The 12,850-nt window shown below is 40.2% G+C and carries 12 protein-coding genes and 2 pseudogenes; 5 read left to right on the top strand and 9 right to left on the bottom strand.

The annotated features are described in order from the left end of the window. Positions 1–54: 54 nt before the first annotated feature. Positions 55–642 carry a DUF6621 family protein gene (locus NXX38_RS14215; protein ID WP_004305640.1) on the bottom strand — a complete coding sequence of 196 codons (588 nt, stop codon included), beginning with the start codon at positions 640–642 and terminating at the stop codon, positions 55–57. Positions 643–927: 285 nt separating this feature from the next. On the opposite strand from NXX38_RS14215, the pseudogene clpB reads away from it, so the two are divergent. Next, positions 928–3,517, top strand: a pseudogene (gene clpB / locus NXX38_RS14210) (ATP-dependent chaperone ClpB). A 56-nt stretch (positions 3,518–3,573) separates the two neighbouring features. On the opposite strand, the gene NXX38_RS14205 reads toward clpB, so the two are convergent. From NXX38_RS14205 to nusB, 6 genes and pseudogenes are all read right to left on the bottom strand, one after another. Further along, positions 3,574–3,822 (bottom strand): hypothetical protein, encoded by a 249-nt coding sequence (locus tag NXX38_RS14205; RefSeq protein WP_074557097.1) that lies wholly within the window; start codon positions 3,820–3,822, stop codon positions 3,574–3,576. A 219-nt stretch (positions 3,823–4,041) separates the two neighbouring features. Continuing rightward, positions 4,042–4,470, bottom strand: coding sequence for a DUF5606 domain-containing protein (locus tag NXX38_RS14200; RefSeq protein WP_074635621.1), 429 nt, complete (start codon positions 4,468–4,470; stop codon positions 4,042–4,044). 24 nt (positions 4,471–4,494) lie between these two features. After that, positions 4,495–5,109, bottom strand: coding sequence for a dephospho-CoA kinase (gene coaE / locus NXX38_RS14195; RefSeq protein ID WP_195649232.1), 615 nt, complete (start codon positions 5,107–5,109; stop codon positions 4,495–4,497). Beyond that, positions 5,099–6,112, bottom strand: a complete 1,014-nt coding sequence (locus tag NXX38_RS14190) for a CdaR family protein (RefSeq protein WP_004309789.1) — start codon at positions 6,110–6,112, stop codon at positions 5,099–5,101. Before NXX38_RS14190 ends, coaE begins: the two co-directional genes overlap by 11 nt. Positions 6,113–6,132: 20 nt before the next feature. Further along, positions 6,133–6,456: a preprotein translocase subunit YajC gene (yajC, locus tag NXX38_RS14185; RefSeq protein ID WP_074635624.1), complete on the bottom strand. Its 324-nt coding sequence runs from the start codon at positions 6,454–6,456 to the stop codon at positions 6,133–6,135. A 39-nt stretch (positions 6,457–6,495) separates the two neighbouring features. Continuing rightward, positions 6,496–7,423, bottom strand: a pseudogene (gene nusB / locus NXX38_RS14180) (transcription antitermination factor NusB). A 168-nt stretch (positions 7,424–7,591) separates the two neighbouring features. Here nusB and NXX38_RS14175 point away from each other — a divergent pair. From NXX38_RS14175 to NXX38_RS14160, 4 genes are all read left to right on the top strand, one after another. Continuing rightward, a complete protein-coding gene (locus NXX38_RS14175) occupies positions 7,592–7,993 on the top strand; it encodes a PUR family DNA/RNA-binding protein (protein WP_074557094.1) in 402 nt (133 codons plus the stop codon). Between the two features lie 136 nt (positions 7,994–8,129). Continuing rightward, positions 8,130–8,720, top strand: a complete 591-nt coding sequence (locus tag NXX38_RS14170; protein WP_004302060.1) for a 50S ribosomal protein L25/general stress protein Ctc — start codon at positions 8,130–8,132, stop codon at positions 8,718–8,720. Positions 8,721–8,857: 137 nt separating this feature from the next. Further along, a complete protein-coding gene (gene pth, locus NXX38_RS14165; RefSeq protein ID WP_148364583.1) occupies positions 8,858–9,424 on the top strand; it encodes an aminoacyl-tRNA hydrolase in 567 nt (188 codons plus the stop codon). Positions 9,425–9,524: 100 nt separating this feature from the next. Further along, a complete protein-coding gene (locus tag NXX38_RS14160) occupies positions 9,525–9,941 on the top strand; it encodes an RNA-binding S4 domain-containing protein (RefSeq protein WP_004302058.1) in 417 nt (138 codons plus the stop codon). Between the two features lie 153 nt (positions 9,942–10,094). On the opposite strand, the gene NXX38_RS14155 is transcribed toward NXX38_RS14160, so the two are convergent. Then, positions 10,095–10,520, bottom strand: coding sequence for an HIT family protein (locus tag NXX38_RS14155; RefSeq protein ID WP_074635632.1), 426 nt, complete (start codon positions 10,518–10,520; stop codon positions 10,095–10,097). 49 nt (positions 10,521–10,569) lie between these two features. Further along, positions 10,570–12,843, bottom strand: a complete 2,274-nt coding sequence (locus NXX38_RS14150) for a cation:proton antiporter (RefSeq protein WP_008644441.1) — start codon at positions 12,841–12,843, stop codon at positions 10,570–10,572. Between the last annotated feature and the right edge of the window lie 7 nt (positions 12,844–12,850).

Raw genomic sequence — 12,850 nt, 5'->3', positions numbered from 1 at the left:
AGTTAAGAAATCAATGACGAATAATGAATTACAGAAAGAATAAAAACACAATAGTTATTGCAACTCTTCCGCTTTTATCCCCAACGCCTGCATGACAGGGAAAGCCAGCATATCCCATTTATAATCCACCGGAAGTTCCGGCTCATTCATACGGAATTGAATGACCTCTTTGCCTTTCACTTCATGCAAAGCATCAGTCACTTTCTTTCCATACTCCTCATTGAAAGAAATAACGATCATCCTTTTCACGTCTGCCGAATCGGAAACAATAGAGAGTAAATCCAAAAACAAATCTTCTCTTGACACCATTCCTTCCGACGGAACGCTAGCAAAAGAATATTCACCATAAGGGCTCTGAAACGCAACTCCATTCAATTCTTCCTGCAAATCGGAAGGTTGGCAATATTGCAATCGACTGGATTCTTTATCATACACAAAAAGAAATTGTACCTCGTTCTTCCCTTCTGTAATCCCTGCATCCAAGGTTATATAGGTAGTCAACATCGAAAGGTCTATCTCTTGTAAAGAACGATGCAAAGTTTCTTCAAAATATCCTTTTATATCCGTTATTACAAAATTCAAAAAAGCAGCGTCAATCAACACCACTGTTTCAGCAAGTTTTATTTGGGGCTTATCACTCATATACCATCTATATTATTACAGCGGATAAAGATACTACAATACTTTTATTTATCCACTTTTCAATATTTATTTTCTTTCATCACAGGCCAAGATTACACAAACAAGCGTATCATGTAGCAAATGATATTTGATAGCAAATTCGTCAGTTACTCCCGGATAAAAAAGGTCATTTTGTCCTTTAACTCCTTAATACTCATGCTATTTTGTCATATTTTCATACTTGGCAAATCTTTTGCGCCCTCTTAGGTGTTATTAAAACGTGAAATAAGAAAGGAGAACAAAGATATGAACTTTAACAATTTTACCATCAAATCTCAAGAAGCGGTACAGGAGGCCGTGAACCTGGTACAAAGCCGGGGGCAACAAGCCATTGAACCTGTCCACATCATGCAGGGAGTAATGAAGGTAGGTGAAAATGTCACTAACTTCATCTTCCAGAAACTTGGCATGAACGGACAGCAGGTAGCTCTCGTTGTCGATAAACAAATCGACTCCCTGCCCAAAGTATCCGGCGGAGAACCGTACCTAAGTCGTGAATCCAACGAAGTATTGCAGAAAGCAACGCAGTATTCTAAAGAAATGGGCGATGAGTTTGTTTCATTAGAACATATCATACTGGCATTGCTGACTGTAAAAAGTACCGTCTCCACTATCTTGAAAGATGCCGGTATGACGGAAAAAGAATTACGCAATGCCATCAGCGAGTTGAGGAAAGGAGAAAAAGTAACGTCACAATCCAGTGAAGACACTTATCAATCATTGGAAAAGTACGCTATCAACCTGAATGGAAGCTGCCCGTAGCGGAAAACTGGATCCTGTAATCGGACGTGATGAAGAAATCCGCCGGGTACTCCAGATATTGAGCCGCCGTACAAAAAACAACCCGATTCTAATCGGTGAACCGGGAACTGGTAAGACAGCGATCGTAGAAGGCTTGGCACATCGTATTCTTCGAGGAGATGTACCTGAAAACCTGAAAAACAAACAGGTCTATTCACTGGATATGGGGGCACTGGTTGCCGGTGCAAAGTATAAAGGTGAGTTTGAAGAACGGCTGAAATCAGTTGTCAATGAAGTGAAGAAATCAGAAGGTGATATTATTCTGTTCATTGATGAGATTCATACACTGGTAGGAGCCGGCAAGGGTGAGGGCGCCATGGATGCCGCAAACATTCTAAAACCTGCCTTAGCTCGTGGAGAATTACGTTCCATCGGAGCAACAACCCTCGACGAATATCAAAAATACTTCGAAAAGGACAAAGCTTTGGAGCGTCGTTTCCAAATCGTACAAGTGGATGAACCGGACAACTTGAGTACCATTTCTATCCTTCGTGGACTAAAAGAGCGTTACGAGAACCATCACCATGTACGTATCAAAGATGATGCAATCATTGCAGCCGTCGAATTGAGCAGCCGTTATATCACCGACCGTTTCCTGCCGGACAAAGCCATTGACCTGATGGATGAAGCCGCAGCTAAACTGCGTATGGAGGTAGATTCTGTTCCTGAAGAACTGGATGAAATCTCCCGCAAAATCAAGCAGTTGGAAATCGAACGGGAAGCTATCAAACGTGAAAACGATAAACCGAAACTGGAAATCATCGGTAAGGAGCTTGCCGAACTTAAAGAACAGGAAAAGTCCTTTAAAGCCAAATGGCAGAGTGAAAAAACACTGATGGATAAAATCCAGCAGAATAAGGTTGAAATAGAGAATCTTAAATTTGAAGCAGAAAAAGCAGAACGTGAAGGTGACTATGGTAAAGTAGCCGAAATCCGTTACGGTAAACTTCAGGCTTTGGACAAAGAGATAGAAGATACTCAAAAGCAACTACGTGATATGCAAGGCGATAAGGCCATGATTAAGGAAGAGGTAGATGCGGAGGACATTGCCGATGTTGTTTCCCGTTGGACAGGTATTCCTGTCAGCAAGATGCTGCAAAGTGAGAAAGACAAACTATTGCACCTGGAAGAAGAACTTCATCAACGTGTAATCGGTCAGGATGAAGCGATTGAAGCCGTGGCAGATGCCGTGCGCCGTAGTCGTGCCGGATTACAGGATCCGAAACGTCCGATTGGCTCGTTCATTTTCCTCGGAACCACCGGTGTAGGTAAGACCGAACTGGCGAAGGCATTGGCGGAATTCCTGTTCGATGACGAAACGATGATGACTCGTATCGACATGAGCGAGTATCAGGAAAAGCATAGTGTTTCCCGTTTAGTCGGAGCGCCTCCGGGATACGTAGGATATGATGAAGGCGGTCAGCTGACAGAAGCTATACGTCGGAAACCTTACTCTGTTGTCCTGTTTGACGAAATAGAAAAAGCCCATCCGGATGTTTTCAATATCCTGTTACAGGTATTGGATGACGGACGACTGACTGACAATAAAGGAAGGGTAGTCAACTTCAAGAATACCATCATCATCATGACTTCGAATATGGGTAGTTCTTATATACAAAGTCAGATGGAAAAGTTGCACGGTTCCAATAAAGAAGAAGTGATTGAAGAAACGAAGAAGGAAGTCTTGAATATGTTGAAAAAGACGATTCGCCCGGAATTCCTGAACCGTATTGATGAAACGATCATGTTCTTACCATTGAACGAAAAGGAAATCAAGCAGATCGTACTCTTACAAATCAAGGGAGTACAGAAAATGCTTGCCGAAAACGGAGTGGAACTAAAACTTACGGAAGGAGCATTGGACTTCTTATCTCAAGTGGGATATGATCCTGAATTTGGAGCTCGTCCGGTAAAGAGGGCTATTCAACGTTATCTGTTGAACGATTTATCCAAAAAGTTACTTTCCCAGGAAGTCGACCGCAGCAAAGCAATTACCGTTGACGCTGGTGGAGACGGATTGGTATTCAGAAATTAAGAGTTTCCATTTAAATAGAATGCCGGTATGCTTAATAAGAAGCATACCGGCATTATTTATATCCCTGAATATGTAAACCTCCGGACTTCCGGTTGGCAGTTCGGATGACTCATTACCAAAACATAGGTACCCTGTTGAGGGATTTCCATAGTCAATGAAGGCAAAGCAAATTTATGTTTGCCTTTTAGCTCTCCCTGTGAATCGTAAAGGAATACCATTGTACCTGCCAACAAACGCGTCAGGCATAATGTCCCTTTTTCATTGTCCAAATGGACGTTTACTTCTTTATTTGTTATTGTCTCCATACCCAATATTTACCTATCATTCTCAAGAATAGTGAACAGCGACAAAGATACATAAAAAGCATCATTATTTACAATATAAGTAGAAGATATTTATTATAGTAAAAGATAACCCAAATAATACTAATATTTTCCGAATTCACAAGCATTTATACAAAAAAAACATGATAACCACCTCAAATGATTATCATGTTTTTATTTCGTTTAAATAAACGATACAAATTATTCTGCAGTCACTTCTTCCTTAACTTCGCCTTCCGGTTTGAATTCTGTAATTCCATTAGAAATCAAGATGTTATACCAGGCTACCAATTTCTTGATATCGGCTACATATACGCGTTCACGATCAAAGTTAGGCAATACCTCAGCCAAGTATTCACGCAATTGTTCAGGTGTAGCCTTTTTAGGATCGATAGAAGCCTGCGCTGATTTTTCTTTCTCTTTTATAGATTCCAGCACATCATACAAAGGAACTTCTGCATCGTCCGTGTACATTGCTATATCGGCCAAAGAAATAATTTTTTCATTACCATAAGCGGGGAAACGTTTCTTCTCAGCATTGACTGATTCAACAATCAACATATTTTTTCCTTGCGAAATAAGTTTGTATAATCCCGGTTTACCTGAGATAGACAAGATAGTCTTCAACATAGTATATATCCTTTTATTTATTAATTATTTTTTTGCGGAGCAAAGGTAATGATTATTTTTAGATAGCAAAGAAATAAGCTCCAAAACCTGCGGAATTAACGCTGTTTCATCATCATTGACTATCACGAAATCAGCATGACTTCTCTTAACTTCATCACTCATTTGTGCTTCAATACGCTTCATTACCTGTTCTCTCGATGAACAATCCCGCTTTATGGCGCGCTCCAGTCTCACTTCCAACGGCGCATACACCATAACCAGAAAATCAACTTCATTCCTGAAACCGGCTTCCACAAGTATGGCAGACTCCATACCGACCAATTGTTCACCCCCGAACCGGGCAGTCCACCGACGAAAATCTTCTTTCACCTGTGGATGAATAATTTCATTCACTTTCTGCACACGATCCGGATGACCGAACATATAGGATGCCAGCAAAGAACGATTCAACACACCATTTTGAAACACATTCTGACCGACCAGCGCACAAAGTTCCCGGCAAATCACCGGGTCTGTCTGCGTGATACGCTTTGCTTCTATATCTGAAATATAAACAGGAATTCCCATTATTCCAAATAGCCTGGAAACTACACTCTTTCCGCTACCGATACCACCGGTTATACCAATCTTAATCGACATTAGAAGTAATTTGTTCTATCAAGAAGTCTACTTGCTCAGGAACAATACGGATTTGATTGATTCCGCTCGGAAAGGACTTCAATTTAACCGTATATTTATCAGAACCGAGCTTCAACAACTCTTCGTAAGAAATATTGATGATAAAATCGCTTGCTTTTATGCTGCGAAACCGCTTCAACCCCACCTGAAAAGTAATCTGAACTTTGGAAGGGAAGGTACGCAATGCCTTATCGGCCGGGAAGTTAACTCCGTGCAATGGCACCTCTACTGTTTTCTCCGTATAAATATCTACCGGAAAGGTCATTTCTACCGAAGCCGGAACAAACTTCACCCCTCTTTCTGAATTCAGCGGAATTCGTCGCCGGGTTGTATCTGAAATATTCTCCAGATTTATCTTTTGAGTATATGCGGTGGTGATAGTATCCAGAATTCCTTCCGGAGCATAAACCAATACAGAGTCCGGATTGCAAATCGTATCTGATACATAATATTGAAGTCCGGCTGTCACTTTCCCCTGAAAGCGGACAGGTACTAACTTTGACTTTCCTTCAGAATAAATATACTCTAATGTATCCGGCTTGATTGAAAGTATTTTAGAGGACACATTCAATTGGCTCAATATCTTTTTCTCAAAATCAGATGCGTAAATCTTCACATGATTATCTTTTCCTTTATAATCAAGAAAACCTAGATTTACCGGAAAAAAACTTTTCCCCAGCATATAATTGAGAAGCACCGTACCTTTATCTTTCACTCTGACTCGAAGTTCGGAAGGTGGTTCTGAAGTCAGCACTACATTATTGGGAACATCTTTCATTCGTACCGGAATGGAGAACTCCGCTTCATAGTCACTATTCAGAGTCTGAAGCAGCCAAAATCCACCGGCTATCAGGAAGAAAAATAAAAAAATTAAGAACTCTCTGCTCTTATCACTGAGCAGAAAATCCTTAATTTTCTTTGATAGTTTTAAATATGTATATTCTATTTTCCTACGATCAAACATAGGCACTTATTTATCAACTATTATTTAGATTGATTGCTAGCAGCTGAAGCATCAGCGAAAATAGAATTCTTGTCTATTTTAATCCTTACATTAGAAGCAATTTCAAGTACTATATAATCGTCAGTAATTTCCTTGATTGTTCCGTGGATACCACCTGCAGTAATCACATTCTGATTTACCTGAAGAGATTTACGGAAATTTGCTATTTCTTTTTGCTTCTTATTCTGAGGACGGATCATAAAGAAATACATGATAACAAACATGGCTATCAGCATGATCCACATCATACTTCCACCTCCGGCAGCACCGGCAGGAGCTTGCAATAATACAGTCAATACGTTCATAAATAATCTGTTTTAGTTTCTACTATATGGACAAAGGTATCAGTTTTTAGTCAACTTACCTTCTTTTTTTAATTGATTAACTATTCCATCCAGCGTACCGTTGATAAAGCTACCGCTTTTAGCTGTGCTATACAACTTCGCTATCTCTACATATTCATTTAACGAAACACTGACCGGAATGTTCGGGAAACTAAGAATTTCTGCTAATGCAGTCTGCATAATGATAACGTCCATAAATGCAATACGGTCCAGATCCCAGTTTTTCGTATTCTCACTAACCAAATGACGGTAATAGTCGGAATTCAAAATAGTACGACGGAACAAACGACGTGCAAACTCTTGGTCTTCGTCATCCTTAAATTCCGGAAGCAGTTCCTGGTTGGCACCCTTCTTTTCATCAAAACGTTTGATTGTTTTCAGGACGAATGTATCTACAATTTCTTTGTCATCATTCCAATACAGACTCTGATCTTCCAATACCTGATCAAGAGAATCATTATTAAAGATGTATGTTTTATAGAGTTTTCTCCACAATTCACGATCGGCCTCGTATGAGTGATCGTCAGAAGCCATATAATCTTTATAGATATCGGTTTCCTACAATTTTCTCATAAAGTTCCTTGATGAAGTCCTGGTCGTTTGCCCAGGTTCTTTTTTGATTGGCTATAAACTCTACCAATTGCTTATTGACTTCCAATTGAGCAATAAATTTGTTATCCACGAATTTCTTGTTGGGGTACAACTCTTCTTTCGTAGGTGCCAATTTAGCTTTTGCCGCATCAATACGTTTTTGTGCATACTCTGTTAATGCTATCATCAGCATTAGCAAATAATTATAAAGGTCATACGCCTTTGAAAGACTAAAGAATAACTCTTTCTCCGCTGAGTCTAGATTTTTGCTGCCATTTTGATAATAGGCATATACTATTTGTATAATCTTAAGACGAATAAGAACTCTGTTGATCATAATTCAAATTAATACTGTTGTTATCGAACTGCAAAAGTAGATATTTTTAATGAGTTTCCACTAATAAATCACATTTTTTAATGCAGTATTTGATTCTCTGCGCTTTTTCTTTTGACAGTTTAAAAAAAATATCCAATTTTGAAGCCGATTATAAACGGACCGAAAGATATGGAAGATTTAAAAAAGAAAATGAGCGCAGACATGAATGATAAGGAGATTGTATTCTCCAAGTCCATTAAAGCAGGTAAACGCATCTATTACCTTGACGTAAAGAAGAATCGTAAAGATGAAATGTTCCTGGCTATTACAGAGAGTAAAAAAGTGATAACGGGAGAAGGTGACGATTCTCAGGTTAGTTTCGAAAAACACAAAATCTTCCTATATAGGGAGGACTTTCAGAAGTTTATGGCAGGACTCGAAGAAGCAGTCAATTTCATCGAGTGCAGTGATGTGAACGAATACATCGCCCGCCTGAACACCGAAGCTGATGAAGAAAGTGAACAGAAAGCAATCGAAGAAGCCCGGGAAAACAAGTTAGAGAGCGAAATTAAGATCGATATTGACTTTTAAGAAAGTAACTCTTTGATATTTCAAAAAAAGACGTACTTTTGCACCGCTTTTTTGCAACATCGTGTGATAATCCACATCGTGTGATGGTGAATTAAGCAAACTAACTTAATTTAGAGTAACACAAATTTTTAAAGAAATGAAATCAATTGAAGTAAAAGGAACTGCAAGAACAATTGCAGAACGCTCTTCTGAACAAGCTAGAGCTTTGAAAGAAATTCGTAAAAACGGTGGTGTACCTTGTGTACTTTACGGAGGTAATGAAGTAGTTCACTTCACAGTGACTAACGAAGGACTTCGTAACTTGGTTTATACTCCGCACATCTACGTTGTAGACCTGGTTATCGATGGCAAAAAAGTAAATGCTATCCTGAAAGATATTCAGTTCCACCCGGTAAAAGATACTATCCTGCACGTTGACTTCTATCAGATTGACGAAGCTAAACCTATCGTAATGGAAGTACCTGTACAGTTGGAAGGTCTTGCAGAAGGTGTGAAAGCCGGTGGTAAACTTGCACTGCAGATGCGTAAGATCAAAGTGAAAGCTTTGTACAATGTTATTCCTGAGAAACTGATCGTTAACGTTTCTCACCTGGGATTGGGTAAGACTGTTAAAGTTGGCGAATTGAGCTTCGAAGGTCTTGAACTGATTAGTGCTAAAGAAGCCGTTGTATGTGCAGTTAAGTTGACTCGTGCAGCAAGAGGTGCAGCAGCAGCCGCTGGCAAGTAATTTGAGATTATCCCTGTAAAGAGATATACTTCAAACGCAGATTAATGCAGATTAAAGCAGATGTTCAGTCTGCATTAATTTGTATTAATCTGCGTTTCTCTTTCTATATTAATGAACTGTTTTACGGAAAAACGATGATAAAATATTTAGTTGTCGGACTGGGAAACATTGGTCCCGAGTATCATGAAACCCGACATAATATCGGATTCATGACAGTAGAAGCATTGGCCAGAGTCAACAATGCTCCTCCTTTTATGGATGGGCGCTATGGATTCACCACCAGCTTTTCTATCAAAGGACGTCAGTTGATCCTGCTCAAGCCATCGACTTTTATGAACCTGAGTGGATTGGCCGTTCGCTATTGGATGCAGAAAGAAAATATTCCACTGGAAAATGTGCTGATCGTAGTAGATGATCTGGCTCTTCCTTTCGGAACGTTACGTCTAAAAGGAAAAGGAAGTGATGCAGGCCATAACGGATTGAAGCATATTGCCGCCACTCTGGGCACCCAAAACTATGCGCGTCTGCGTTTTGGAATCGGGAGTGATTTTCCACGTGGCGGACAAATTGATTACGTACTCGGTCACTTCACTGATGAAGACTGGAAGACAATGGATGAAAGACTGGAGATGGCAGGGGAAATTATCAAAAGTTTCTGTCTTGCCGGTATCGACATCACAATGAACCAGTTCAACAAGAAATGATGAACCTGTTCCATAAAAATAAAAATAGCAATGAACGGTTAGCGATCAATGATAACGTCCACTAACCGCCTAATTACTGATCACTAAATAACTAACTAAAATGGCTGAAGCAAGAATAGATAAATGGATGTGGGCTGTCCGCATCTTCAAGACACGGACGATTGCAGCAGAAGCCTGCAAAAAAGGACGTATTACCATCAACGGTTCGCTGGTCAAAGCCGCCCGTATGATAAAACCGGGTGATGTTATTCAAGTGAAGAAACCACCTATCACATACTCATTCAAGGTATTACAACCGATTGAGAAACGTGTAGGAGCCAAACTTGTATCGGAAATGATGGAAAATGTAACGACGCCCGATCAATATGAATTACTTGAAATGAGCAAAATCAGCGGGTTCGTAGACCGGGCACGTGGAACCGGACGCCCGACCAAAAAAGATCGCCGGGAACTGGAAGAATTTACAACTCCAGAGTTTATGGATGATTTTGACTTTGATTTCGATTTCGAAGAATAGTTCACCACAGAGGACACGGAGGACACAGAGGAATATCAAAGTATACCTACTGGTATCCTGTAATTGTAATTAAGAGTATAATTCGTAAAAGACTTTTTCCCTTTATTTCCTCCGTGTCCTCAGTGTCCTCTGTGGTGAATTGTAAAATACCATTTACAGATTTGCTTTAACAGCATCAATCAGTTCCTGATATTCTGCATCAGTCAGATAAACCTTTCCCGGGTTCATTTGGAATATACCGCCATAATCAGGTCCATCCACATATTTAGGTGCCAAATGAAAATGCAAATGAGACAATTTATCCGAGTAAGCACCATAATTAATCTTTTCCGGCTGGAAAGCTTTTTGCATGGCACGAGTGACACGCGCTACATCTGCCATAAAAGCATTACGGTCTTCATCACTCAATTCATTCAAATCGTTCACATGGTCTTTATAAGAAACAAGACAACGTCCACGGTAGGTTTGTTCCTTAAACAAAAACACACGTGACACACTCAATTCCGCAATCTCAATCATCAGATTATGCAGCGTTTCATTGTTCTGGCAATACAGACATTCTTTCGGATCACTCTTCATGATATTATTATTTTAAGTTTTTATCGTTGCAAAAATAGGTATTCCATTCTTATCCGGCTTGTACTTTTTCGTTTTTTTGATCGACTAATTGGTACACATCCTCTTTTTCGCCTACCACCCAGACAACATCTCCTTCTTCGAGCGGAGCATTTACATCAGGAACCATCAGTGTACCGTCTTCACTTTCAACACCAGCTATCATACAATGATATTTGTCGCGGATACCCGATTCACGAATCGTTTTACCCAGAAAAACAGAATCACTGTCAATGATAAACTGCTTCAAAGCCATCTCGCTCTTTTCATAGACCTCCCAGTCTATCTTCGCTCCGTTTTGCATCGCCTCATTAAACACACTTAATTGTTCATCCGTACCTATCACCTGTATCTTATCCATCGGAAACAGGCGGACAGAACCACCGGGGATATTAATCCTCCTCTTTCCACGAAGAATAGAAGCAACATGAACTCCAAACTTCTTCCCCAGATTCAGCTCCATCAATGTCTTTCCCGCCCAACTGGATTCACCCGGAATTTCCATATCGGCAAGATGCAAATCATGCGACAACAAACGACCGGCATACTCCGGCTTTTTCTCTCCCAGATACTCTGCACGTACATCTCTGGAACGGAGATTCTGAAAGAAACGACGTTCAATCAATATCGATTGCTTTTTCAAACGGCGAGACCATACCATCAACAATACAACAAGTACAGCCACTCCAATAATCAATCCGATAGACGCCTTAAATAATCCGGAAATAACAAAGATGACGAAAAGTGCCGCTATCATAATACGAATCACGATTGTCGATACCAGCGGTGCACGGTTGGCACGGCTGTCATGCCATAAGGTCATAAACTCAACCGAATGATTTTTCTTCACCATAATGGCACGCAAGAAAGGAGCAATACACAGAATGATAAATACCGCTCCCAACAATGATGCCCAGAAATGAGGCAGATTCTCTTTAAAGAATGGCACGACAAAACGAAAAGAAAGTGCAATAATCGACATACTGACAATTGAATAAACAACTGTTATACGTACCATTGACAAGATGAGCTTCTTCCACAAATTCTCGTGATTCAGGGCTGTTTGCGAACCGGAAGAATAACGCATCATTATTTTTTTCCATGATTCCGGAAGATGAGCATCCACAAAAGTAGAAGCCGGCTCGGCAAAACGAATCATATAAGGAGTCAGGAAAGTAGTAATCACAGAAACCGCTACCACTATCGGATACAGAAAGTCACTCGTCACATGCAAAGAGACTCCCAAAGAAGCAATAATAAACGCAAATTCTCCGATCTGCGTTAAACTAAAGCCGCATTGCATAGCTGTCTTTAAAGGCTTTCCGGAGAGAATAACACCGAATGTTCCAAAAACAGCCTGCCCCAAGATAACAGCCAAAGTAATAACTATAATAGGTACGGCATATTCTACAATCATTGCAGGATCCACCATCATACCGACCGATACGAAAAAGATAGCTCCAAAAAGATCCTTTACCGGTTTCACCAGCCGGTCTATGGATTCCGCCTCGATTGTTTCCGCCAGAATAGATCCCATTATAAATGCACCAAATGCAGCAGAGAATCCTGTATGAGCCGCCATCACTACCATACCGAAACAAAGTGCCAACGACACAATAAGCAGAGTCTCCTCTCCCATCAATTTCCGGCAGCGTTTCAAGAATTCAGGAATCAGATAGATACCGACAACAAACCACAGAATAAGGAAAAACAACAATTTCCCGATACTCTCCAACATCTCGGTACCTTCAAAATGTTGGCTCACCGCCATGGTGGAAAGCATCACCATTAATACAATGGCCAAAATATCTTCCAAAATCAAGATACTCAACACTAGTCCGGTAAACTGCTTCTTCCTTAATCCTAAATCATCAAAAGCTTTATAAATAATAGTAGTAGACGACATCGCAATCATACCGCCCAAAAACAGACTGTCCATCCTGTGCCAGCCGAAACCCATGCCGACTCCTATTCCTAACAAAATCATACAAAAGATGATGGTACAGGCAGCAATGATGGCAGAACCACCCACCTTGACAATCTTCTTAAAACTAAATTCCAAACCAAGAGCAAACAGCAAGAAAATAACACCAATATCCGCCCAAGTCTTAATATTGGCAGTATCCATCACTGAAGGAGTATACGGCATATGCGGACTTGCCAGAAATCCGGCAACTACATATCCCAAGACCAGAGGTTGTTTCAACTTCTTAAACAACAAAGTCATAACACCGGCACAAATCAATATAAGTGCGAGGTCAGCTATAAGAGTAGGTAATTGAGACATTATTTTA

This window comes from Bacteroides sp. BFG-637 (genome assembly GCF_024793605.1).
GTDB classification, from domain to species: Bacteria; Bacteroidota; Bacteroidia; order Bacteroidales; family Bacteroidaceae; genus Bacteroides; species Bacteroides vicugnae.
Note: the sequence above shows the minus strand (reverse complement) of the source record. Positions and strands in the feature narration are given on the sequence as shown.